Source organism: Neobacillus niacini (genome assembly GCF_019749295.1).
Classification (GTDB): domain Bacteria; phylum Bacillota; class Bacilli; order Bacillales; family Cytobacillaceae; genus Neobacillus; species Neobacillus niacini_D.
This window is the reverse complement of the sequence record NZ_JACWFG010000002.1, coordinates 310,115-333,087: the sequence shown is the minus strand read 5'-3', so window position 1 is coordinate 333,087 and position 22,973 is coordinate 310,115. Positions and strand designations below refer to the sequence as shown.

General features: G+C 42.9%; 26 protein-coding genes. 25 read left to right on the top strand and 1 reads right to left on the bottom strand.

Annotated features, from left to right (window positions below):
- Positions 1–168: 168 nt before the first annotated feature.
- The 5 genes from rpmE (at position 169) to prmC (ending at position 4,060) form a co-directional block, all read left to right on the top strand.
- Positions 169–390: a 50S ribosomal protein L31 gene (gene rpmE / locus H0184_RS05285; RefSeq protein WP_045515911.1), complete on the top strand. Its 222-nt coding sequence runs from the start codon at positions 169–171 to the stop codon at positions 388–390.
- A gap of 116 nt (positions 391–506) precedes the next feature.
- Entirely contained in the window at positions 507–1,118 is a 612-nt protein-coding gene (locus tag H0184_RS05280; protein ID WP_221822205.1) for a thymidine kinase, read from the top strand.
- A gap of 105 nt (positions 1,119–1,223) precedes the next feature.
- On the top strand, positions 1,224–1,667 hold the full coding sequence (locus tag H0184_RS05275; protein ID WP_221822203.1) for a hypothetical protein: 444 nt from the start codon (positions 1,224–1,226) through the stop codon (positions 1,665–1,667).
- 484 nt (positions 1,668–2,151) lie between these two features.
- Positions 2,152–3,225: a peptide chain release factor 1 gene (gene prfA, locus H0184_RS05270; RefSeq protein WP_221822200.1), complete on the top strand. Its 1,074-nt coding sequence runs from the start codon at positions 2,152–2,154 to the stop codon at positions 3,223–3,225.
- Positions 3,218–4,060: a peptide chain release factor N(5)-glutamine methyltransferase gene (gene prmC, locus H0184_RS05265; RefSeq protein WP_221822198.1), complete on the top strand. Its 843-nt coding sequence runs from the start codon at positions 3,218–3,220 to the stop codon at positions 4,058–4,060. Before prfA ends, prmC begins: the two co-directional genes overlap by 8 nt.
- Before the next feature lie 32 nt (positions 4,061–4,092).
- Here the strand turns inward: prmC and H0184_RS27595 are convergent, their stop codons facing one another.
- Entirely contained in the window at positions 4,093–4,218 is a 126-nt protein-coding gene (locus tag H0184_RS27595) for a hypothetical protein (protein ID WP_260631436.1), read from the bottom strand.
- A gap of 71 nt (positions 4,219–4,289) precedes the next feature.
- On the opposite strand from H0184_RS27595, the gene spoIIR reads away from it, so the two are divergent.
- The 20 genes from spoIIR (at position 4,290) to H0184_RS05165 (ending at position 22,965) form a co-directional block, all read left to right on the top strand.
- Entirely contained in the window at positions 4,290–5,309 is a 1,020-nt protein-coding gene (gene spoIIR / locus H0184_RS05260) for a stage II sporulation protein R (protein ID WP_313771715.1), read from the top strand.
- 267 nt (positions 5,310–5,576) lie between these two features.
- Positions 5,577–6,023 (top strand): GNAT family N-acetyltransferase, encoded by a 447-nt coding sequence (locus H0184_RS05255; protein ID WP_221822196.1) that lies wholly within the window; start codon positions 5,577–5,579, stop codon positions 6,021–6,023.
- A gap of 174 nt (positions 6,024–6,197) precedes the next feature.
- The gene (locus H0184_RS05250; protein WP_221822194.1) at positions 6,198–7,241 is read left to right on the top strand and encodes an L-threonylcarbamoyladenylate synthase; all 1,044 of its coding nucleotides are present in this window, start codon (positions 6,198–6,200) and stop codon (positions 7,239–7,241) included.
- 358 nt (positions 7,242–7,599) lie between these two features.
- A complete protein-coding gene (locus H0184_RS05245; protein WP_260631457.1) occupies positions 7,600–8,148 on the top strand; it encodes a manganese efflux pump MntP in 549 nt (182 codons plus the stop codon).
- 153 nt (positions 8,149–8,301) lie between these two features.
- Entirely contained in the window at positions 8,302–8,748 is a 447-nt protein-coding gene (locus H0184_RS05240) for a low molecular weight protein arginine phosphatase (protein WP_221822191.1), read from the top strand.
- A 99-nt stretch (positions 8,749–8,847) separates the two neighbouring features.
- Entirely contained in the window at positions 8,848–9,288 is a 441-nt protein-coding gene (rpiB, locus tag H0184_RS05235; protein ID WP_221822189.1) for a ribose 5-phosphate isomerase B, read from the top strand.
- A gap of 10 nt (positions 9,289–9,298) precedes the next feature.
- Positions 9,299–9,865, top strand: a complete 567-nt coding sequence (locus tag H0184_RS05230; RefSeq protein WP_221822459.1) for a TIGR01440 family protein — start codon at positions 9,299–9,301, stop codon at positions 9,863–9,865.
- A gap of 198 nt (positions 9,866–10,063) precedes the next feature.
- Complete coding sequence (gene glyA / locus H0184_RS05225) at positions 10,064–11,305, top strand: serine hydroxymethyltransferase (RefSeq protein WP_221822187.1); 1,242 nt, start codon at positions 10,064–10,066, stop codon at positions 11,303–11,305.
- A 115-nt stretch (positions 11,306–11,420) separates the two neighbouring features.
- Positions 11,421–12,050 carry a uracil phosphoribosyltransferase gene (gene upp, locus H0184_RS05220; protein ID WP_221822184.1) on the top strand — a complete coding sequence of 210 codons (630 nt, stop codon included), beginning with the start codon at positions 11,421–11,423 and terminating at the stop codon, positions 12,048–12,050.
- A 705-nt stretch (positions 12,051–12,755) separates the two neighbouring features.
- The gene (locus tag H0184_RS05215; protein ID WP_221822183.1) at positions 12,756–14,942 is read left to right on the top strand and encodes a S8 family serine peptidase; all 2,187 of its coding nucleotides are present in this window, start codon (positions 12,756–12,758) and stop codon (positions 14,940–14,942) included.
- Positions 14,943–15,276: 334 nt separating this feature from the next.
- Positions 15,277–15,498, top strand: a complete 222-nt coding sequence (locus H0184_RS05210) for an AtpZ/AtpI family protein (protein WP_221822457.1) — start codon at positions 15,277–15,279, stop codon at positions 15,496–15,498.
- A 7-nt stretch (positions 15,499–15,505) separates the two neighbouring features.
- The gene (locus H0184_RS05205) at positions 15,506–15,880 is read left to right on the top strand and encodes an ATP synthase subunit I (RefSeq protein WP_221822182.1); all 375 of its coding nucleotides are present in this window, start codon (positions 15,506–15,508) and stop codon (positions 15,878–15,880) included.
- Between the two features lie 23 nt (positions 15,881–15,903).
- Positions 15,904–16,614: a F0F1 ATP synthase subunit A gene (gene atpB, locus H0184_RS05200; RefSeq protein WP_221822181.1), complete on the top strand. Its 711-nt coding sequence runs from the start codon at positions 15,904–15,906 to the stop codon at positions 16,612–16,614.
- 200 nt (positions 16,615–16,814) lie between these two features.
- Entirely contained in the window at positions 16,815–17,027 is a 213-nt protein-coding gene (gene atpE, locus H0184_RS05195; RefSeq protein ID WP_053368380.1) for a F0F1 ATP synthase subunit C, read from the top strand.
- 293 nt (positions 17,028–17,320) lie between these two features.
- Positions 17,321–17,848: a F0F1 ATP synthase subunit B gene (locus tag H0184_RS05190; protein WP_221822180.1), complete on the top strand. Its 528-nt coding sequence runs from the start codon at positions 17,321–17,323 to the stop codon at positions 17,846–17,848.
- The gene (locus tag H0184_RS05185) at positions 17,845–18,381 is read left to right on the top strand and encodes a F0F1 ATP synthase subunit delta (protein WP_221822179.1); all 537 of its coding nucleotides are present in this window, start codon (positions 17,845–17,847) and stop codon (positions 18,379–18,381) included. Before H0184_RS05190 ends, H0184_RS05185 begins: the two co-directional genes overlap by 4 nt.
- 26 nt (positions 18,382–18,407) lie before the next feature.
- Positions 18,408–19,916, top strand: a complete 1,509-nt coding sequence (gene atpA / locus H0184_RS05180) for a F0F1 ATP synthase subunit alpha (protein WP_221822177.1) — start codon at positions 18,408–18,410, stop codon at positions 19,914–19,916.
- A gap of 165 nt (positions 19,917–20,081) precedes the next feature.
- On the top strand, positions 20,082–20,939 hold the full coding sequence (gene atpG, locus H0184_RS05175) for an ATP synthase F1 subunit gamma (protein WP_221822174.1): 858 nt from the start codon (positions 20,082–20,084) through the stop codon (positions 20,937–20,939).
- Between the two features lie 172 nt (positions 20,940–21,111).
- A complete protein-coding gene (atpD, locus tag H0184_RS05170; RefSeq protein ID WP_221822173.1) occupies positions 21,112–22,533 on the top strand; it encodes a F0F1 ATP synthase subunit beta in 1,422 nt (473 codons plus the stop codon).
- A gap of 21 nt (positions 22,534–22,554) precedes the next feature.
- Entirely contained in the window at positions 22,555–22,965 is a 411-nt protein-coding gene (locus tag H0184_RS05165; RefSeq protein ID WP_221822172.1) for a F0F1 ATP synthase subunit epsilon, read from the top strand.
- Positions 22,966–22,973 lie beyond the last annotated feature (8 nt).

The following is a 22,973-nucleotide window of genomic DNA, read 5'->3' as shown; positions in this document are numbered from 1 at the left end:
GACCTGTATACACGGAAATTACTTAAATCCATAAAAACCCAACTTGCCAAAATAGGTTCACCTTGTTATAATGTGAACAGTGTGTTTTTAGTATTTGGTGCTTGTCTTTAAGACAGGCATTTATATAACTCTGTTTCGAATGATTCAGGGCGGAAGGAGATGAAAAGAATGAAAGCAGGAATTCATCCAAATTATAAAATGGTACAGGTGACTTGTGCATGCGGAAACACTTTTGAAACTGGTTCAGTTAAGAAGGAAATTCGTGTTGAAACTTGTTCAGAATGTCATCCATTCTATACTGGTCGTCAAAAATTCGCTGAAGCTGGTGGACGTGTAGACCGTTTCAATAAGAAATACGGCCTTAAAGATCCAAACGCGCAACAACAATAATTTCACAAAACAGGCAAGCGGAATCTTACTTGCCTGTTTTTTAATTGAATAAAACAGGTTAAATGTTAAAAATATAGAGATAGTAGGTTTCGTACATAGGAAGGAGACGCCGATTTATGTATCTAATGAAGCAACTCGGATGGGTTGAGGTTATCTGCGGCAGTATGTTTTCAGGAAAATCAGAGGAATTGATCCGCCGCGTCAGACGGGCTCAATTTGCTAAACAAAAAATAGCTGTTTTCAAACCGAAAATAGATAATCGCTATAGCGAACAATCGGTCGTTTCTCATAATGGCAACTCTTTTCATGCGAAGCCCATTTCACATTCGATTGAGATTTTGCACCATGTAGAGGCGGATATCGATATCATTGCCATTGATGAGGTGCAATTTTTCGATGAAGGTATTTTAAGGGTTGTTCAACAGCTTGCAGACAGTGGCCATCGTGTAGTTGCAGCAGGCCTGGATATGGATTTCCGCGGTGAGCCTTTCGGGCAAATGCCAGCATTGATGGCGATTGCGGAATCAGTAACAAAGCTTCAGGCAGTCTGCAGTGTATGCGGGTCGCCATCAAGCCGAACGCAGCGCTTGATCGACGGCAGGCCGGCTTCTTATCATGATCCCGTTATCTTAGTTGGTGCTTCGGAAGCGTATGAGCCTCGTTGCCGTCACCATCATGAGGTACCCAAAACTGCATCCAACCGTATTCAAGAACCATTGGTGAAATAGAAAGTCGTATGAGACTGTGTCTCGTACGGCTTTTTTCTTTGGGAAAATCTAACTAGAGCGATTCGGAATCTGCTTGGGAAAGATAGTGGTAGGAGGTGCAATACATTGAAAAAGATCTTGTGTCTAGGGGTATTAAGTGCCCTCTTGCTATCCGGGTGTATGAAAGGAAATGACACCGAAAATACTGCCTATAATTTGCGAAATGACAACACAAACCCAAATTATATGTCCAACAAGGCAAATCGGGATGTAGGCCCGATGTCTGACCAAAATCCTAACTTTCTTAATTTACGCGGAACGAGCATGAACGATGCTTCAAATAGAAACAATACCGGCAGAGATATAGATATCGCCAGAGATATTGTAAATAGGAGTGATGGATTCAGATCAGAATCGATTTGGATCAATAACTCTCAGGATCGGATGACGGTGACCGTTGATACAGACGGTGATCTCAATAGCAAAGACCGGAAAAAAGCTATTGACCGTCTGCACACAAAGCTACAGCAGGCACTGCCGCGCTACTCTTTTGAAATAAGACAACGTTAACATGCTCTGGCTACAGGGCATGTTTTTTTATATGTGCCAATTTGGTGGTTTATGTGCCAAATTAGAAATTTACGTGCCGATTTCAGGAATTACGTGCCAAATTTCATCTTTATGTACCAACCCACTAAAAAGCCTGGCAAATGCCGGGCTTAGGTAATTGTCTTTGCTTTTTATCTAATTCGTAAGGGAATTTCGAGTGTATTTCCTACGTCTAAGTCCAATATCAAAAGACCATTTTTTTGAAAAGCCCAGCTTGCGTGGCGATTTTGAGTTTTATGTGCCAAATTAAAAATTTATGTGCCGAATTCAGGATTTATGTGCCAAATAAAAATTTTACGTGCTCAATACTACTTTTAAGTGCCAGCCCCCCAAACTACCTCCAAAATATAACCAAAAATTTTTTTCGGATGAATTTGGTTTTGACGGGGGTTTTCACCTATACTATAATTAGAATGTTATGGACAAAAACTAGAGGTGAATAACTGTGTTTGATCGTCTTCAATCCGTTGAAGATCGCTATGAGAGATTAAATGAGCTTTTGAGCGATCCGACCATTATTAATGATTCAAAAAAACTTCGTGAATATTCAAAAGAACAATCTGATATACAAGAGACTGTACAAACGTATCGTGAATATAAAGAGGTTCGCGAACAACTTAAGGATGCCAAGGCAATGCTTGAGGAGAAGCTCGACAACGATATGCGTGATATGGTCAAAGAAGAAGTCAATGAGCTTGAAAAGCAAATCGAGGAACTAGAAGCAAAAATGAAGTTCTTGATGATTCCGAAGGATCCAAACGATGACAAAAACGTTATCTTTGAAATCCGCGGTGCTGCCGGCGGTGAGGAAGCTGCTCTATTTGCAGGTACGCTTTACCGTATGTACAGCCGTTATGCGGAAGCGCAGGGCTGGAAAACAGAATTGCTTGACGCAAATGCAACCGGTCTTGGCGGCTACAAGGAAATTAGTTTTATGATCAATGGGCAGGGTGCCTATTCAAAATTAAAATTTGAAAATGGGGCTCACCGTGTGCAGCGTGTGCCGGAAACGGAATCTGGCGGCCGGATTCATACTTCAACCGCTACCGTTGTTTGCTTACCAGAAGCGGAAGAATTAGAGGTTGAAATCCATGATAAAGATATCCGTTTTGACGCGTTTGCTTCAAGCGGCGCCGGCGGACAGTCCGTTAATACGACGATGTCAGCCGTTCGTTTAACGCATATTCCAACTGGAATCGTGGTATCCATCCAGGATGAAAAATCTCAGCACAAAAATAAAGACAAAGCGATGAAGGTACTGCGCGCGCGTGTCTATGATAAGTTCCAGCAGGAAGCACAGGCTGAATTTGATCAGGTTCGTAAATCTGCGGTTGGTACGGGTGACCGTTCTGAACGTATTCGTACTTATAACTTTCCGCAAAACCGTGTGACCGACCACCGTATCGGCTTAACTCTTCAGAAGCTTGATCAAATTATTGAAGGTAAGCTTGATGAAATTATCGACGCATTAACGTTAGAGGACCAAACAAGCAAGCTTGAAAGTGGTCAAGATGAGTAAGAAAGTGTATGAAGCTCTGCAATGGGCTTCTTCTTTTTTAAAAAAAGCAAATCGGGACGATAACGCTGGTGAGCTGCTTCTTCGTCATATCACAGGAATGTCGCGTGCACAACTGTTTGCTAATGTCCGTGATGACCTGACGCAGGACCAGTGGGAAGTATTTGAAAAAGCCGTGCATGAACACACAGATGGAATGCCGGTTCAATACATCATCGGTACAGAGGAATTCTACGGACGGGAGTTTATCGTGAATGAAGAGGTTTTGATTCCGCGGCCTGAAACCGAAGAACTCGTGTACGAAACGTTGAAGCTTATAAATAAGAGAGAATTAAAAGTAGTCGATATCGGAACAGGCAGCGGGGCGATTGCCATCACATTAAAACTAGAGCAGCCTTCTTTAAAGGTATATGCTTCGGATATTGCTGAGGAATCCTTAAAGGTTGCAAGGGAGAATGCAAGCACGCTTGGTGCGGAGATTGAGTTTGTTCAAGGTGATTTGCTGCAGCCGTTTCGCGGTCAGAAGTTTGATGTTGTGATTTCAAACCCTCCTTATATTCCGGTAAGTGATATGGAAACCATGTCAGAGGTAGTAACTGAGCACGAGCCGCACCGGGCATTGTTTGCGGGTGAGGATGGACTCGATTTTTACCGCCGTTTTATGGAGGAGCTGCCGGAAGTAATCGCTCCGCGCGCGCTGGTTGGCTTTGAAATTGGGGCCGGTCAGGGGGAGGCGGTAGCCGACCTTTTTAGAAAAGCGTTTGTGAATGTGAAGGTAGAGGTTCTCAATGATATTAACGGCAAGGACCGAATGGTGTTTGCTGAAATAGACATGTAGCAGAGTGATTGCGTGAATCACTCTGCTATTTTTTATAGCTTTCCTTTACGTTCTTGGGCTTTTAATGCTACCTTTTCAAGTCCATCATGCGCAAATTCTACATCAGTTTTCGGCATTGCAGGGTTATTTTTTAATTTCTTATTCTTCTGTTTAGACATGTTTTCACCACCTTCACATGGATAACAGCGATCGCTATTTTAGTTTGCTTTCTTTTTGAAAGGTTATGCGAATGAAATCTAGTTTTTTTAATTTTACTAGTTTAAGATTCTTTGCATTTGTCCAAAATGAGGATAGTGAAGGGACGGTGCGAGAAATGATGAACAGTAAAGTATTGGTGTGGTCTTACTTAATTATTTTATCGTTAGGAACGATATTGAATTTATATATACCAAAGACAGAAGCGGTGGCGAAGGATTCGATTGTGATTCCTGCTGAGGCGATTCGACTCCGGATTCTAGCAAACAGTGATAGTGCGCAGGATCAAGAGATTAAACGTAAGGTCCGTGATGCAGTAAATGAGCAGATTACGCTATGGGTACAGGATTTAACGTCTTTGGAAAAAGCAAAGGATGTCATTAATTCCAAGCTTCCAGAGGTTCAAAACATTGCTGAAAGAGTTGTCGCAGAGCAAGGCTCAACACAAAGTGTGAATGTGGAATTTGGGAAAGTTCAGTTTCCAACTAAATTGTATGGTCAGTTTTTATATCCGGCAGGAGAGTATCAAGCGATTTTGATTACTTTAGGTGAGGGAACAGGTGCGAACTGGTGGTGTGTGCTGTACCCGCCATTATGCTTTCTTGATTTTTCAAATGGAGTAGCAGTTCAAAGTGATGGATTTGAAGACAAAGTCTATGCGGCAGAGAATGATGAAATCGTTGAGGAAATGGATGCAGTAGTGGAGGAACCTGAGGAAGATCAAGTTTCGAATTTGAAAAAGAATGTGTCTAAGGTGAATGACCAGGTTGAAATGGTAGAAGAAGTTGAGGTAGAAGAGAAAAATGAAGCAGTAGAAGAACAAGTTGAGGTAGAAGAGACAGATGAAGTAGTAGAAGAAAAAGTTCAGACAGAAGAGGAAATCACAGGAGAAGTAGAAGAAGTTGAGCAAACAGAGTCAGCTAAGGAAAAGAAAAAAGAAGTGAAGAAGGAAGTTAAAAAGGAAAAAGAAGCTCCAGTATACACCGCAGAAGATGAAGAGCCGGTGAAAGTAAAATTCTTTGTTGTAGAAATGTTTGAGAATATATTTAAATAAGTGTAAATGTAGTCATCGCGGATATAATTTGATTTACGCGGATATATCTGAATAAACGCGGATATAATTCGATTATCGCGGATATAACCTAACGAACGCGGATAAAAGGAAATATAAGCATTTATTTACTAACAATGAAGCAGCCAGTCCCGAAAAATGGGGCTGGTTGTTTATTTTTATATAAAATTTACTAGATTTCGCATGAGTTAGTTCTAGCATTCTAACTTTTTTCATAGAGTAGAGTATCAAATAAAAGAGGTGGTAGGGATGCAAGCACTTATACGCTGTGTGAATAAAGAGGATTTGAGCACTTTAAGAGAGTTCCTAAAGAAGGCGAACCTTGGGACCGATGGTTTAACAGAGGAAAGTGTAGAATACTTTTTAATGCTCGAGGATGAGGATGGGGCAATCAAGGGTACACTTGGAATGGAGGTATTCAAGGACTGTGGATTGCTGCGTTCGTTGGTGGTTTCGCCAGGGCAGGCGGAAAAGGATATTGTCTTGTTGATTACACAAATGATGCAATTAGCGAAGGAAAAAGGAATGAGAAGTTTGTTTTTGGCAACGAATAAAGGCGTGGCTTTGCCGTTTTTTGAGTTGCTGGGTTTCGAGAAGGTAGACAAGGACTTATTGCCTGCTGAACTTTATTCCTTAGAACACATTCGACATGTATTTAATGTGGATAACTCGTTATTTTTAAAATTTTCTCTATAATTGTGGATTAATCCACAAAGTTATCCACTTTTTTAAGATAGTTATGCACAATTTGTGGATAAGGGGTTGTGTTTATCCCCACCTTCTTTTATACTTTCAAAAGTAATATGAGACAAAGAGCCTAAATTCGGCAAATTTCGATATCATTTGCGCTTCAGATAAAGGTGGATAACTATGAACACAAAAGTTTGGAAAGTGGATAAGTATGTGGATAACCTAGAAAATAATCCACAGGTTGTGGATGCAGCTCATTTCCTGCAAGAAAATGAAGTGGTGGCACTGCCTACGGAAACGGTTTATGGCCTTGGAGGAAATGCTGAAAGTGATGTGGCTGTGGAAAAAATCTATGCCGCGAAAGGCAGACCGAGCGATAATCCACTGATTATCCACATTGGTGATAAAAAGCAAATTCATGCATTTGTCAGGGAGATCCCTGAAAAAGCGGAATTACTTATGGAATCGTTTTGGCCAGGTCCCTTAACGATAATTTTTAAAAAGAAGTCCGGAGTTCTCTCCCATAAAGCAACAGCAGGCTTGGATAGTGTCGCGGTTAGGATGCCTGATCATCCAGTTGCACTCGCACTTTTGAAAAAATGTCAGCTGCCGATTGCTGCCCCTAGTGCCAATAGCTCAGGAAAGCCTAGTCCAACAAAGGCTCAGCATGTGATAGATGATTTGGATGGGAAAATTGCTGGTGTGCTTGATGGCGGTTCAACCGGTGTTGGAGTCGAATCGACGGTTTTAGATTGTACGGAGGATATCCCAGTCATTTTACGGCCGGGCGGGGTGACGAAAGAGCAGCTTGAGGCAGTTGTGGGTGAGGTTCATCTTGATGCCGCATTAATCGATGAAGCTTCTAAACCGAAGGCTCCAGGAATGAAATATCAGCATTATGCTCCAAATGCGCCGCTTTATTTAGTTAACGGCAGTAAGTCTTTCTTGCAGTCTTTAATAGAAGAAAGGCAGAATGAGGGGCTGCGAGTGGGTGTGCTTGCAACGGAGGAAACAGTGGAGGACTACCAAAGTGATGTGACGATCTCTTGCGGGAGAAGGGACAAGCTTGAGAGTGTTGCCACTGCCCTTTATGATACGTTACGCCGTTTTAATCAAGAAAAGGTCGATATTATTTATAGTGAAATGTTTCCGAATACCGGTGTTGGACATGCGATTATGAATCGCTTGGAAAAAGCAGCAGGGAATAAAATAATTAATGAATAAAGCTTAGGTTTTCCTTGAAGGAAGGCCTGTTTTTTTGGAATTGTTCAGCTTCAGGCGCCATCGGCTCGAGGTCAGAAGCTTGTCTAGTTCCGGCTCCTTGGGACTCGAGTCATAAGCCACCCCCTGAAGAAGGCAAAAAGCGCCTTCTTGCAGTGTGCGTCTTATGCCTTCGTCCCAGAGCAGTCGCCTCCACATTTCTGACAATCACTCCAGAAGGTTAAAGAACAGCCTTCCAGCCGGCTCGTCTTCTGCTTGTCGGTGATTACGGGCGCCTTACGCTTTTCTTAATTCTAAATTCTTTTGGAACTGCATATGTTAAATCAGGGCAAGTCCAAGGGGGTTGAGATTCGTGTATGGAATGGTTGGAGAAATTGTAACGCTGTTATTAATGGCGTTTGCGTTAGGAATGGATGCCTTTTCTGTTGGTCTCGGAATGGGTATGTTTAAGTTACGGCTGCGGCAAATTTTTAAAATTGGAATTACAATTGGTTTATTCCATGTATGGATGCCGCTTGTGGGTATGCTTGCCGGGAGATTTCTATCGGATAAATTTGGCGCGTTTGCCTCGATTGTTGGCGGATTACTGTTAATTATCCTTGGGGTGCAAATGATTTGGGCGAGCCTGAGGAAGAGTGAGGAACCGGTGATGACGCCTGTTGGATGGGGATTAATCATTTTTGCTACCAGTGTAAGCCTTGATAGCTTTTCACTTGGGTTGACATTAGGAATCTATGGGGCAAAAACGCTATTGGTCATTATCTGTTTTGGTGCGGTGGCAACTGTGTTAACATGGTCTGGTTTACTGCTTGGTAAAAAAGCGCAAGGCTGGATTGGCTCCTACAGTGAGGCGCTGGGGGGCAGTATTTTGCTGGCATTCGGGATCAAATTACTTTATCCCTTTTTATAAGACCTTTCCTAAAATAGTGAAAGGTTTTTTCATTGAGTGTGGAGAAATGATAAAATGTACATAGAAAAGCGGAAGCGTCTTGTTTGTGGAAAATTACAGGTCAAGTTTTCCTAGGCGCGGGAGCTGGATAATTCGTGAAAGGAGGCTGGCAGTTTGCAGCGCATTTTATTTGTTTGTACAGGGAATACATGCAGAAGCCCGATGGCTGAAGCCATTTTAAAAAGTAAAAAGATTGACGGCCTTGAAGTGAAGTCCGCCGGAATTTACGCGGCAACGGGGAGTGAGGCATCTGCTCACGCCAAAAAGGTGCTGGATGATCATCATATCGAACATAATCATTCCTCCACTATGCTAAATAAAGATTCTGTTCAATGGGCAGATTTAATTTTGACGATGACAGGTTCACATAAAAATGCTATCCTTCAGCAATACCCTGACAGTGCGGGCAAGGTTTTTACCTTGAAGGAGTTCACAGGTGAGAAATATGCTGTTGATGTGGTCGATCCATTTGGCGGCAATTTGGCTATCTACCAGGAGACCTTTCAGGAGCTTGACAACTTAATTAAGCAGGCAATTGAAAAAATTCAAAGCTCTCAGTGATGAGTGCTTTATATTTTTATGGCGGTATGTCAATATTAAATCAGAATAGTAAAAGTTACATATTTTGATTTGTTGGGATGAATATAGGAGGTTTTTAATATGAAGGTAGCATTAGCGTCTGATCATGGCGGGGTTAATATTCGTAGGGAAATTGCTAGTTTAATGGATGAGCTTGGCATTGAGTACCAAGATTTCGGCTGTGAATGTGAAGGATCTGTTGATTATCCGGATTATGCTCTTCCGGTTGCGGAGAAAGTTGCGAGCGGTGAGTTTGATCGCGGAATCTTAATTTGTGGAACGGGAATTGGCATGAGCATTGCTGCGAACAAGGTAAAGGGAATCCGCTGTGCCCTAGTGCACGATACCTTTAGTGCAAAGGCGACACGTGCGCACAATGATACCAATATCCTCACGATGGGTGAGCGGGTAATCGGACCGGGTCTTGCACGTGATATTGCACAAATTTGGCTGACAGAAGAGTTTGAAGGCGGCCGTCATGCTACGCGCGTTGGGAAAATCAGCGAATACGAGAATAAGTAGGATGATGAAAATGATTCAAGAATGGGAAAAAGAACTTGAAGCCATTTTAAACGAGTTTCAAACCCAAGCTTCTTTAAAGCAGGGGCAGTTAGTAGTCGTAGGCTGCAGCACCAGTGAGGTCATTGGCGAGAAAATCGGGACATCAGGTACTGTGGATGTAGCTGAGATGATTTACAGGCAATTAAGTCGGTTCACGAAGGACACTGGTGTTGTTTTGGCATTTCAGTGCTGCGAGCATTTAAACCGGGCACTTGTGATTGAAAGAGCTGAGGCAGATAAACGTCGTTTAGACGAAGTGTCTGTCGTGCCTGTTCGCACTGCGGGCGGCGCAATGGCGACTTATGCATTTGAAAAAATGAAGGATGCCTGCGTCGTTGAATTTTTAAAGGCAGATGCCGGAATCGATATTGGTCATACCTTTATCGGTATGCACTTGAAGCATGTGGCGGTACCGATAAGAGTCACGCAGAAAAACGTCGGACATGCACATGTTACTTTGGCGAAAACCCGGCCAAAACTTATTGGCGGAGCGCGGGCGGTCTATGAAAGAACTGCGGGGAATTCTAGCTGTAGTTAATCGTTGAACACGAATGATTAATTATAATTTTATTTGTATGTTCGTATTTAGCATATTTTCTTTATCCTTTTTATAGGGTAAAATAAAAGAAATGGGGAATTTACGAATCCCCATTTCTCTTTTAGAGAGAAACGTGCTATTATATAGAGGGAATTTTCAAAAGATTAATTCAGGTTCATACATACAGGGGGGATTACCATGAAGCATTTGTCTAACCAGGACAAGCAGGTATTTGAAGCGATTCAACAAGAATTAGGACGCCAGCGCGGAAAAATCGAATTAATTGCCTCAGAAAACTTTGTAAGTGAAGCAGTAATGGAAGCACAGGGATCTGTGTTAACCAATAAATATGCAGAAGGCTATCCAGGCCGCCGCTATTATGGCGGTTGTGAATATGTGGACATCGTCGAAGATCTTGCCCGCGAGCGCGCGAAGGAAATCTTTGGTGCAGAGTATGTAAACGTGCAGCCTCATTCTGGCGCACAGGCAAACATGGCTGTATACTTTACAGCTCTTGAACAAGGCGATACCGTTCTTGGTATGAACCTATCACATGGCGGTCACTTAACACACGGCAGCCCTGTAAACTTTAGTGGTGTTCAATATAACTTTGTAGAGTATGGTGTAGACCAAACCACTCATCGCATTAATTATGATGATGTTTTAGCAAAAGCACGTGAGCACAAGCCAAAGATGATTGTTGCCGGTGCTAGTGCATATCCACGTGAAATCGATTTTGCGAAGTTCCGTGAAATCGCCGATGAAGTGGGCGCTTATTTAATGGTTGATATGGCTCATATTGCGGGTCTAGTTGCTGCTGGACTTCACCAAAATCCAGTACCATACGCTGATTTTGTAACAACTACTACTCATAAAACACTGCGTGGACCACGCGGCGGGATGATTCTTTGTAAAGAAGAATGGGGCAAGAAGATTGATAAGTCTATTTTCCCTGGAATCCAAGGCGGTCCATTAATGCACGTGATTTCTGCAAAAGCAGTTGCGTTTGGGGAAGTTCTACAAGAAAGCTTTAAAGAATACGCAGGTCAAATTATTGCGAATGCGAAGCGTTTAGCAGAAGGATTGCAAAAAGAAGGAATCAAGCTTGTGTCTGGCGGTACAGACAACCACTTGCTTCTATTAGATATGCAAACTCTTAATTTGACTGGTAAGGTTGCGGAAAAGGTACTAGATGAAGTGGGAATTACGGTTAACAAAAATACCATTCCATTTGATCCGCAAAGTCCGTTTGTAACAAGCGGTATCCGTATTGGTACGGCAGCTGTTACAAGCCGCGGATTTGGTTTAGAAGAAATGGATGAAATTGCATCAATCATTTCATTTACCTTGAAAAATCATGAAGACGAAGCGAAGCTGAAAGAAGCGGCTGCTCGTGTTGAGGCTTTAACAGGTAAATTCACACTTTATCCTGAATATTAAACATCTGTGAAATCGACTCCAAGTGGTGGTCGATTTCTTTTTGGTTTGAGTTGCTACTTAAATCGTTTTTCTGTAAAATGAGACGGAGTTAAATTTTATAAAAGGGGCGATCATTGTGGCAAAGGTATACGTCTTCGACCATCCACTTATTCAGCACAAGCTTACATACATACGTGATAAAAATACAGGAACGAAAGAGTTCCGTGAATTGGTAGACGAAGTTGCAACACTTATGGCATTTGAAATCACAAGAGATATGTCGCTTGAAGATATCGAGATTGAAACGCCGGTCTGCACGACTAAATCTAAGGTGCTGTCAGGTAAGAAAATGGGCGTTGTTCCGATTTTACGCGCAGGAATCGGTATGGTTGACGGAATTTTGAAATTAATTCCAGCTGCTAAGGTTGGTCATGTTGGCTTATACCGTGACCCAGAAACATTAATGCCTGTGGAATACTATATTAAGCTTCCTAGTGACGTGGAAGAGCGTGAATTCATCGTGGTTGACCCAATGCTGGCAACGGGCGGATCAGCGAATGTAGCGATTGACAGCTTGAAAAAACGCGGCGCAAAGCACATTAAGTTTATGTGTTTGATTGCAGCACCAGAAGGCGTAGAAGCGGTTAAGGCTGCACACCCAGATGTAGATATTTACATTGCAGCGTTAGACGAGAAGCTGAATGACCACGGCTACATCGTACCAGGGCTTGGGGATGCTGGAGATAGATTGTTTGGAACGAAATAAGGGTTTTTTAGAGCTGAGCAGACTTTTTGTCTGCTCAGTTTTTTTGTTTTTTGAATTTATTAAGCGATTGAGGACAAAACGAAAGTGAGTGGGAGAAGATTCGTCCTTAATAAGAGGTCTTGAGGACAAATCCCAAAGAGGAAGGAAAGGGATTTGTCCTTAATAAGGGTTCTTGAGGACAAATCCCAACGAAGAAGGAGAGAGATTTGTCCTTAATAAGGGGTCTTGAGGACAAATCCCAAGGAGGAAGGAGAGCGATTTGTCCTTAATAAGGGGTCTTGAGGACAAATCCCAACGAAGAAGGAGAGGGATTTGTCCTTAATAAGGGGTCTTGAGGACAAATCCCAAGGAGGAAGGAGAGGGATTTGTCCTTAATAAGGGGTCTTGAGGACAGATCCCAACGAAGAAGGAGAGCGATTTGTCTTTAATAAGTGGTCTTGAGAACAAATACCAAAGAGGAGGGATAGAGATTTGTCTTTAATAAGGGTCTTGAGGACAAAACGAAAGTTAGTGGGAGAAGATTCGTCCTTAATAAGGGTTCTTGAGGACAAATCCCAACGAAGAAGGAGAGCGATTTGTCTTTAAAAGGGATAAAGTAACCTCCGCTCCACTGGTACGAAATGAGGTACCAAATACTATCTCCCGAAATAGTGCATATTTTGCCCTCATGATGAAAATAGTATGAAAAAAAGGGGGATTTTTTTGATGAAAAAATGGACACTTTTATTCGTACTGATTTTCTCCCTACAAACGGCAACGTCTGCCCGTTCACTAGAAGCACCTCCGATACCGAAAGAACGGATTGCGATAGTGGTTCTAGAAGAACCGCAATCTCCTCAGGACATCGAACTGCTCATCAAACCCTATAAAGACATTCATTTAAGACGCGTTTTTACAGAAGCGATCTATGGTTTTTCTGTGGAAGGAAACCCGGAATCGATAGCTAAACTCGCAGAGGCCAGCAAACAAATCATTAGTATTTCACCTGTGAACGAGTATAAGGTGCAGGGCGAGGAAGGCGTGAAGATTATTGGCGGCGAAGAAGTCAGGGGCCTTTTTGATAAAAATAACCGCCGATTGACGGGAAAAGGTGTCACTGTCGGGGTAATCGATACGGGTGTAGATTATACACACCCAGATCTCAGAAGGAATTACTCTGGGGGACATGATCTTGTTGACAAAGATAGAGACCCGATGGAAACGAAAACCCTGGGCAGGGCAACCGTTCATGGCACGCATGTAGCCGGAATTATTGCTGCGAACGGAAAATTAAAGGGAGTGGCCCCGGAGGCGAAAATTCTTGCTTACCGTGCGCTTGGTCCTGGCGGCGGCGGTACAACCGAAAATGTGCTCGCAGCAATCGAGCAGGCGATTAAGGACAGAGTCGATATTATGAACCTCTCGCTGGGAAATGACATCAATGGTCCAGATCTGCCCATTTCGCTTGCATTGAATAGAGCTGTTGATAGAGGGATCGTCGCCATTGCAGCGGCTGGCAATTCGGGTCCGAATATCTGGACAGTGGGATCGCCGGGAACAGCCTCCAAAGCGATATCGGTTGGGGCTTCAACCCCTACCTTAGATATACCATTTCTTTTAATAGAAGGAATGCGGGATAAAATGCAGATTCAACCACTAGCGGGCTCAGGCTCCTGGGCAATGGACCGATCTCTTCCCATCGTTGATGGCGGGCTTGGTACGAAGTCGGAGTTAAAGGATGTTATGGGAAAAATAGTACTGATAAAAAGGGGTACCATTACTTTTTCCGAAAAGGCGAATAACGCGCGTGAAGCTGGAGCGAAGGCTGTTGTTATTTACAATAACCTGAGCGGCGGGTTTATGGGGAATCTGGATACGCCGATGGATATCCCAGTTGGGTCGGTCACAAAGAAAGACGGGGAAATTTTAAAAGATAAAATCAATACATTGGCAAAGGTGCAGGTGACACAGGAAAAGGATTTGCTGGCAGACTTTAGTTCGCGCGGGCCGGTAACAGATTCATGGGAAGTAAAGCCGGATATTGTGGCACCGGGTGTAGCGGTTAATTCGACAATTCCTGGCGGCTATCTGTCTCTTCAAGGGACGAGTATGGCAGCGCCGCATGTTGCCGGGGCATGTGCGCTCATTAAACAAGCACATCCAGAGTGGACGCCGGAACAAATTAAGGCAGCGTTGATGAATACAGCCAAACCGTTAGATAAAAACGGAAAGCCTTATAGGACCTATGAACAAGGGGCAGGAAGGATTCAGGTTACGGAAGCCATAAAGGCAGAATCATTGGTTACCCCTAGCTCACTGCGTTTTGGAAAATATGAAAGTGAGGGTGACGTCCACAAGGCATTTCTTCATGTTGAGAATTTAAGTAAAAAGCCGGTACGTTATACGTTCGACATACCGAAGGATGCAGATGGTTTAGAATGGCGCTTCCCATTAGCTTTTACCCTGGAGCCTGGAGAATCCAGGGATGCTAAGATTGAATTAAAGGTGGACCCAGCCCAGTTAAAGGGGAAAATTCATGATGGGTATCTAAATATTAATGCCGGTGCAGGTAAAATTCAGATTCCCTATATATATGTACTGGAAGAGCCTAACTATCCAAGGGTAATGGGGTTTGACTTTAAGGATGGCGATCAGCCGGGAACCTATCATTATGAAGTCTACCTTCCAGGAGGTGCAGATGAGTTTGGAATCGCGCTTTTCAATCCAGATGATTTCCGATTTGTTGGATTTTTGGACAGTCATCAGAATGTGAAAAAAGGGTTGGTCAATAAGGTGATAAATGCTGAAGACCTGCCGCCCGAGGGAACCTATCTTGCTAAGGTATTTGCTAAAAAGGCAGGGAAGGAAGATTTTATTGAAACTATGCTGGTGATTGGAAAAGCGGTTCGTTAAAGAAATGTGCGGCTGGTGATGGTAATTTGCACCAGCCGCAACAATTTGTTCACAAAATAGTCACAATTACAACGGGAATGCAGCACTGATTTCTACTACAATTATAGTGTTAACTAATACTTCCAAATGGAAGAAATTACGCAGAATAGTTTGTGGGTTAATTCACGTAAATCCATTGACATTAAATAACTGCTATTGTATGCTAACAAAGGGTGTAAAATGAGAGGGTTTTCACATAAATCGACAGAATCCTCAGATATTCTACATATCTTCCTTTTGTACATAAAACCTCGTTTTTTGATTGTATTCTCTAAAAGGTGAGAGAGCGATGCGTATGCGTAATGAAAACCGCAATCCGTTCAAAGCTTATGCCCTAATGTCCGCCATCCTAGCATCCCTTGTTGGATCCATTTTAATTGGTATATTTTTTGGCAGATGGCTGGATAAGCAGTGGGGTACCGAACCAATTTTCTTAATAATTGGATTGTTTCTAGGGTTAGCGGCCGGTATATACTCTATGCTTATTACAATTCGCAAGTTCAATTCAGGAGATTAAACCAACCATGCCAGAATTTCAAACAATGTTTGCCCGACAGCGAAAGTGGATGTTTTTTTTATTGTCTTTTTATGTGCTTGGCTGGGGGTTCACTGCGCAGCAATCGATCTTTCTTGGATTGATTCTTGGGACAAGTTTGAGCCTCTTTAATTTGTGGTTGATGGCTAGAAAAATCGACAAATTTGGCGAGGCAGCAGCAGAAGGAAGACAAATCCGTTCACTAGGTTCGTTCTCTAGGATGGCGACCGGTGCACTGGCGATTGTCATCACTATGAGGTATCCTGAACAGTTTCATCTCATTAGTGTGGTTATAGGATTAATGACATCCTACATTGTCATTATGATAGATTTTTTTACGCACAATTTCTATTCAGATAAATAGCGGGGGAAGCGAGGTGAATACTGTTGCATCACGAAGCTCCAATAGTTACGTTTCTTGGGCTCCAATTTAACCTGGCGAACATCTTGATGATCACCGTAGCAAGTGCAATTGTCTTTTTGTTAGCCGTCCTATCTACTCGTAGACTGGCCATGAAACCAACCGGAATGCAAAACTTTATGGAATGGGTAATGGATTTTGTTAAAAACATTATAAACAGTACGATGGATTGGAAAGATGGCGGGCGATTTCATATTCTCGGAATCACCATCATCATGTATATCTTTGTTTCGAACATGCTAGGGCTTCCATTCTCAGTCGTTGTGGACGGAACACTTTGGTGGAAATCACCAACAGCAGATCCGGCTGTAACGTTGACATTAGCCACATTAATCGTGGGATTATCTCACTTCTATGGCGTCAAGATGAGAGGTGCCGGAGCATATGGAAGGGAATTCTTTAAACCATTCTGGTTCATGTTCCCAATCAAAATTATTGAAGAGTTTGCAAATACTCTGACTCTCGGTCTCCGTCTTTACGGAAACATTTACGCGGGGGAAATTTTATTAAGCTTACTCGCAGCTGGTCTAGCAACCGGTGTGGGCGGAACACTTGCCGCTGCATTACCAATGTTAGTATGGCAAGGCTTCTCAGTCTTTGTCGGCGCCATCCAATCATTTATTTTCTGTATGTTAACAATGGTATACTTAGCTCACAAAGTGAGCAGTGACCATTAGCATAAAAACCGTTCTTAGCAGAAAAGCGGAAGCGCCTTGCCAGGGGCGACAGGCATAAGGCGAGCCGGCATGAAGGTTGTTCTTTAACCTTCAGGACGGATTGACTTAGACCGGAGAGCCACTAGGCGCTGCAGCTGGACAATCATAAGAACAAAAAATAAGAATTCATTTTTTCATACATTAAAGGAGGAAATTTTCAAATGGGTCTTTTAGCAGCAGCAATCGCAATTGGTTTAGCAGCACTAGGTGCTGGTATCGGTAACGGTCTTATCGTATCAAAAACAGTAGAAGGTATCGCTCGTCAACCAGAAGCTCGCGGTATGCTTCAAACTACAATGTTCATCGGGGTTGCGTTAGTTGAGGCGATTCCAATCATCGCGGTTGTTATCGCGTTCATGGTTCAAGGTCAATAATCGAACGCGCAAAACACGCGTTTCATGTACATGGCGAAGATCATTCGTGAGAACCTTCGCCATTCGTTTATGTTCAGTACTGTTCATATCAGAAAAGCGGAAGCGCCTTGCCAGGGGCGACAGGCATAAGACGAGCCGGCAAGAAGGTTGCTCTTTAACCTTATTGACGGATTGGCTTATGACCCCGAGCCACTAGGCGCTGCAGCTGGACAATAAACGATTGATTTCGACAATTATTTCGACTGATATAGAAGTTGTTTTAAGGAAAGACCATGAAAGGAGTGAACCCGCTGGTGGTAACAAATAGTTTGGTTTTAGGAGCAGCAGCAGCCCATACAGGCGTAAACTGGGGAGATATTATTTTCCAGCTTGTGATGTTTATCATCTTAATGGTATTGCTGAAAATATTTGCTTGGGGCCCATTAATGGGCATCATGAAACAGCGTGAAGATCATGTTGCTGGAGAAATTTCAGCTGCAGAACAAAGCCGCGTTGAAGCTAAGAAGCTATTAGAAGAGCAGCGCTCTCTTTTAAAAGAAGCTCGTTCAGAAGCACAGGTTTTAATTGAAAATGCGAAAAAGCAAGGCGACATTCAGCGTGAAGAAATCATTGCTGTAGCTCGTACTGAAGCAGAACGTATTAAAGAATCTGCGAAGCTTGAAATTGAGCAGCAGAAAGAGAAAGCAGTTTCTGCTATTCGTGAACAAGTTGCATCCTTGTCTGTACTAATTGCTTCTAAAGTAATTGAAAAAGAATTGAATGCAGCAGACCAAGATAAACTCATTAACGAATATATTCAAGAGGCAGGAGATCAGCGATGAGCAACTCCATGGTAGCAAAACGCTACGCGTTGGCTCTTTTTCAAATCGCAAAAGAACAACAGCTTCTTGAAGTAATAGAAGAAGAACTTCGTGTAGTAAAGGAAGTTATGGTATACAATGCCGATTTAAAAGCAGTTTTAAAGTCTTCTAAACTTACACTTGATAAGAAAAAAGAGATTTTTAACGGAGCATTTTCAACGGTTAATCCATATGTACTTAATACACTATTGATCTTGATCGAGCGCCATCGCGAAGATGAGATCATTGAAGTGGCTAACCAATTCTTTGACTTAGCAAATGAAGAAAAGGGAATTGCAGATGCTGACGTTTACAGCACACGTGAGCTTACAGAATCAGAACGTGATGCAATCTCAGCTACATTTGCTGCAAAAATTGGCAAGAAATCACTTAGAATTGAAAATATCGTGGATTCCGAATTGCTCGGCGGCGTTAAGCTCCGAATCGGAAACCGTATATATGACGGTTCATTGCGCGGGAAGCTAGACCGTTTAGAACGTAAATTGTTAAGCTAAGATTCGAAAGAATAGGGGTGAAACTCATGAGCATCAAAGCTGAAGAAATTAGTGCCCTGATAAAAAAGCAAATTGAAAACTATCAGGCTGAAATTCAAGTGAGTGATGTTGGTACTGTTATCTCCGTTGGTGACGGTATCGCACGTGTTCATGGCCTCGACAATGTCATGGCTGGAGAACTTGTTGAATTTTCAAATGGCGTTATGGGTATGGCTCAAAACCTTGAGGCTAATAACGTTGGTATTATCATTCTTGGACCTTTCACTGACATTAAAGAAGGTGACGAGGTTCGTCGTACAGGACGCATCATGGAGGTTCCAGTAGGTGAGGAACTAATTGGTCGTGTTGTAAACTCTTTAGGACAACCAGTTGATGGTATGGGTCCAATCAATACAACAAAAACTCGCCCGATTGAAGCAGTAGCTTCAGGCGTTATGGCTCGTAAATCCGTTCATGAGCCATTACAAACAGGTATTAAAGCGATTGACGCGCTTGTGCCAATCGGCCGTGGTCAACGTGAGTTAATCATCGGTGACCGTCAAACAGGTAAAACATCCGTTGCAATCGATACAATCTTGAACCAAAAAGGTCAAGATATGATTTGTATCTACGTTGCGATTGGTCAAAAGGAATCAACTGTACGTGGTGCGGTTGAAACCCTTCGTAAGCATGGTGCGTTAGAATACTCAATCGTTGTAACTGCATCTGCATCACAACCAGCTCCATTGTTATTCTTGGCTCCTTATGCCGGTGTTGCAATGGGTGAAGAATTCATGTATAACGGCAAGCACGTTCTTATCGTATATGATGATTTATCAAAACAAGCGGCTGCATACCGTGAGCTTTCCCTATTACTTCGCCGTCCTCCAGGTCGTGAAGCATATCCAGGGGATGTATTCTACTTGCATAGCCGTCTACTTGAGCGTGCAGCGAAATTGAACGACACACTTGGTGCTGGTTCAATCACTGCATTGCCATTTATCGAAACGCAGGCAGGTGACGTATCTGCTTATATCCCAACAAACGTTATTTCCATCACGGATGGACAAATTTTCTTGCAATCAGATCTATTCTTCTCCGGTGTTCGTCCAGCGATCAACGCAGGACTTTCCGTATCTCGTGTAGGCGGATCCGCACAAATCAAGGCGATGAAGAAGGTTGCAGGTACACTGCGTCTTGACCTTGCATCATACCGTGAGCTAGAAGCATTTGCACAGTTCGGTTCTGACCTTGATAAAGCTACACAAGCGAAGCTTAACCGTGGTGCTCGTACCGTTGAAGTTCTTAAACAAGATCTTCACAGACCGCTTTCTGTTGAAAAGCAAGTAGCAATCCTTTATGCATTAACACGCGGATTCCTTGATGATATTCCATTAGAAGATATCCGTCGTTTTGAATCAGAATATCTTAATTGGTTAGACCACAACCGCAAAGACTTGTTAGACCATATTGTGAAGACGAAAGATCTTCCTTCTGATGACGATATGGCTGCTGCGCTTAACGCTTTCAAAAAGACGTTCGCAGTTTCCGAATAAGTAGGGTCTAACATTTAGTAACGGGGTAATGGATGGGGTGACAGGTGAAGAGTGACAGTTTAATGGTGACAGGCACGGTTTTGTAGTGCCTGTTACCATTAAACTACCCCTTCACCTCCCCCGGAGAAACCCCAAACATTCTTTGAATGAGGGTGGTGAGAACCTATGGCATCATTACGCGATATAAAAAATAGTATTAATTCTACGAAAAAGATGAGTCAGATTACCAAAGCAATGGAGATGACTTCCGCTGCTAAGTGGAACCGTGGAGTTATGAATGCGAAAGCATTTGTTCCTTACATGGAGAAAATCCAGGAAGTTACGGTAGCTGTTGCAATGGGCAGCAACGGAATTAATCATCCAATGCTTCAATCTCGACCTATCAAGAAAACGGGTTATATTGTTATGACATCCGATCGTGGTCTAGCTGGTGCTTTTAACAGTAACGTGATCCGTCGTGTCTTCCAAACAATCCAAAGCCGCCACAAATCAAAAGATGAATATTCGATCATTGCAATCGGTCGTGTAGCTCGTGACTTTTTTGTTAAACGTGGTATGAATGTCGATCTTGAGATTATTGGAGTTTCCGATCAACCAAGCTTCGAAAGCATTAAAGACATTACTAGCAGTACTGTAGGTATGTTCTCCGATGGAACCTTCGATGAACTTTACTTATATTACACTCATTATAAAAGTGCCATTACGCAAGAAGTAACAGAGAAGAAGCTGCTTCCGCTAACGGATCTTTCAACTTTTGCCAAACTTACCTCTTATGAATTTGAGCCATCTGCAGAAGAAATCTTAGACGTTCTCCTGCCTCAGTACGCTGAGAGCTTGATTTATGGTGCTCTTTTAGACAGTAAGGCGAGCGAGCACGCTGCCCGTATGACTGCGATGAGAAACGCTACTGATAATGCGAAAGAAATGATCAAAAATTATTCACTTATCTACAACCGTGCGCGTCAAGCAGCGATTACACAAGAAATTGCCGAAATCGTCGGCGGTGCCGCAGCACTAGAGTAGGATTTGATTTTTTAAAAAATTAACCCCATTCAGGGGGCCTTGATATGTTCTGGTATAGGGGAATGAGTTCATCGTTCCCGACTATATTTCAGGACTATAAGTAGTAAAGTGTGATTCACATGGTTCCTTTTTAAAAAGAATGGTGTGATAAAGTAAGATAGGAGGGAAAATGATGAACAAAGGACGCGTTCTTCAGATTTTGGGTCCGGTTATTGACGTTAAGTTTGAAAACGGCCAATTACCTGAGATTTATAACGCCTTGAGAATTGACTACAAAGCACAAAGTCAATCTGAAGTTGATATCCACTTAACCCTTGAAGTAGCCCTTCATTTAGGTGATGATACGGTTCGTACAATTGCAATGGCTTCCACTGATGGTGTAATGCGCGGAATGGAAGTTGTGGATACAGGAGCTCCAATTTCTGTACCAGTTGGGAACGTAACACTTGGCCGTGTATTTAACGTATTAGGTGAAGTAATTGACCTTAACGAGGAAATTCCAGCGAGTGAGCGCCGTGATTCAATTCACCGCGAAGCTCCAACATTTGAAAACCTTTCTACGGAAGTAGAAATTCTTGAAACAGGTATTAAAGTAGTTGACTTACTTGCTCCTTATATTAAGGGTGGTAAGATCGGTCTATTCGGTGGTGCCGGTGTAGGTAAAACTGTATTAATCCAGGAATTAATCAATAACATCGCGCAAGAGCACAGCGGTATTTCGGTATTCGCTGGTGTTGGTGAGCGTACACGTGAAGGTAATGACCTTTTCCATGAAATGACGGATTCAGGTGTTATCAAGCAAACAGCGATGGTATTCGGACAAATGAACGAGCCGCCAGGAGCACGTATGCGTGTTGCACTGACTGGTTTGACTATGGCTGAATATTTCCGTGATGAGCAAGGACAGGACGTTCTTTTCTTCATGGATAACATCTTCCGTTTCACACAAGCAGGTTCGGAAGTGTCGGCGTTATTAGGCCGTATGCCTTCTGCCGTAGGTTACCAGCCAACTCTTGCTACTGAGATGGGTAAATTACAAGAACGTATTACTTCTACAAATAAAGGTTCTGTTACATCAATCCAAGCGATTTATGTACCTGCCGATGACTATACGGATCCGGCGCCGGCTACAACTTTCGCTCACTTAGATGCGACAACAAACCTTGAGCGTAAGCTTTCTGAGATGGGTATCTACCCTGCGGTGGATCCACTTGCATCAACTTCTCGTGCATTGTCACCTGAAATCGTTGGTGAAGAGCACTATAATGTTGCTCGTCAAGTTCAATCAACATTACAACGTTACCGTGAATTACAGGATATCATTGCAATCCTTGGTATGGATGAGCTTTCTGATGATGATAAGCTAGTGGTACTTCGTGCACGTCGTATCCAAAACTTCTTATCACAGAACTTCCACGTTGCTGAACAGTTTACTGGACAGCCAGGATCTTATGTACCTGTTAAAGAAACGGTTCGTGGTTTCAAAGAAGTCCTTGAAGGTAAGTATGACCACCTTCCAGAAGATGCATTCCGCTTAGTTGGACGTATTGAAGACGTTGTGGAAAATGCAAAACGCATGGGTGTAGAGGCCTAAAGCCTGTCAGGAGGGTAAAAAATGAAGACGATTGAAGTCAGTGTTGTTACTCCCGATGGCCCGGTGTATGAGTCAGATGTGGAAATGGTCAGTACGAAGGCTCAAAGTGGTGAATTAGGTATTTTACCTGGACATATTCCTATGGTTGCTCCTCTTGCGATTGGGGTTGTTCGCCTCAAGAAGTCTGGGAGCAAGGAACAGGATCTTATTGCTGTGAGCGGCGGCTTCTTGGAAGTCCGTCCTGACAAAGTAACGATCCTAGCCCAAGCTGCTGAAAAAGCAGAGGATATCGACGTGGAACGTGCACTGCGTGCTAAAGAACGTGCCGAGCAGCGTATGAGAGATCAGAGAGTGGAAGACATTGACTTCCGCCGTGCTGAACTCGCTCTGCAGCGTGCCATCAACCGTCTAACGGTTACAGGAAAACAATAATAGTTATA

What these genes read in the sequence shown, in the direction of transcription:
- rpmE (WP_045515911.1), top strand. Translation starts at nt 169, where the DNA reads ATGAAAGCAGGAATTCATCCAAATTATAAAATGGTACAGGTGACTTGT.
- H0184_RS05280 (WP_221822205.1), top strand. Translation starts at nt 507, where the DNA reads ATGTATCTAATGAAGCAACTCGGATGGGTTGAGGTTATCTGCGGCAGT.
- prmC (WP_221822198.1), top strand. Translation starts at nt 3,218, where the DNA reads ATGAGTAAGAAAGTGTATGAAGCTCTGCAATGGGCTTCTTCTTTTTTA.
- H0184_RS27595 (WP_260631436.1), bottom strand. Translation starts at nt 4,218, where the DNA reads ATGTCTAAACAGAAGAATAAGAAATTAAAAAATAACCCTGCAATGCCG.
- spoIIR (WP_313771715.1), top strand. Translation starts at nt 4,290, where the DNA reads ATGAAATCTAGTTTTTTTAATTTTACTAGTTTAAGATTCTTTGCATTT.
- H0184_RS05255 (WP_221822196.1), top strand. Translation starts at nt 5,577, where the DNA reads ATGCAAGCACTTATACGCTGTGTGAATAAAGAGGATTTGAGCACTTTA.
- H0184_RS05250 (WP_221822194.1), top strand. Translation starts at nt 6,198, where the DNA reads ATGAACACAAAAGTTTGGAAAGTGGATAAGTATGTGGATAACCTAGAA.
- H0184_RS05245 (WP_260631457.1), top strand. Translation starts at nt 7,600, where the DNA reads ATGGTTGGAGAAATTGTAACGCTGTTATTAATGGCGTTTGCGTTAGGA.
- rpiB (WP_221822189.1), top strand. Translation starts at nt 8,848, where the DNA reads ATGAAGGTAGCATTAGCGTCTGATCATGGCGGGGTTAATATTCGTAGG.
- H0184_RS05230 (WP_221822459.1), top strand. Translation starts at nt 9,299, where the DNA reads ATGATTCAAGAATGGGAAAAAGAACTTGAAGCCATTTTAAACGAGTTT.
- glyA (WP_221822187.1), top strand. Translation starts at nt 10,064, where the DNA reads ATGAAGCATTTGTCTAACCAGGACAAGCAGGTATTTGAAGCGATTCAA.
- H0184_RS05215 (WP_221822183.1), top strand. Translation starts at nt 12,756, where the DNA reads ATGAAAAAATGGACACTTTTATTCGTACTGATTTTCTCCCTACAAACG.
- H0184_RS05210 (WP_221822457.1), top strand. Translation starts at nt 15,277, where the DNA reads ATGCGTAATGAAAACCGCAATCCGTTCAAAGCTTATGCCCTAATGTCC.
- H0184_RS05205 (WP_221822182.1), top strand. Translation starts at nt 15,506, where the DNA reads ATGCCAGAATTTCAAACAATGTTTGCCCGACAGCGAAAGTGGATGTTT.
- atpE (WP_053368380.1), top strand. Translation starts at nt 16,815, where the DNA reads ATGGGTCTTTTAGCAGCAGCAATCGCAATTGGTTTAGCAGCACTAGGT.
- H0184_RS05185 (WP_221822179.1), top strand. Translation starts at nt 17,845, where the DNA reads ATGAGCAACTCCATGGTAGCAAAACGCTACGCGTTGGCTCTTTTTCAA.
- atpA (WP_221822177.1), top strand. Translation starts at nt 18,408, where the DNA reads ATGAGCATCAAAGCTGAAGAAATTAGTGCCCTGATAAAAAAGCAAATT.
- atpG (WP_221822174.1), top strand. Translation starts at nt 20,082, where the DNA reads ATGGCATCATTACGCGATATAAAAAATAGTATTAATTCTACGAAAAAG.
- atpD (WP_221822173.1), top strand. Translation starts at nt 21,112, where the DNA reads ATGAACAAAGGACGCGTTCTTCAGATTTTGGGTCCGGTTATTGACGTT.
- H0184_RS05165 (WP_221822172.1), top strand. Translation starts at nt 22,555, where the DNA reads ATGAAGACGATTGAAGTCAGTGTTGTTACTCCCGATGGCCCGGTGTAT.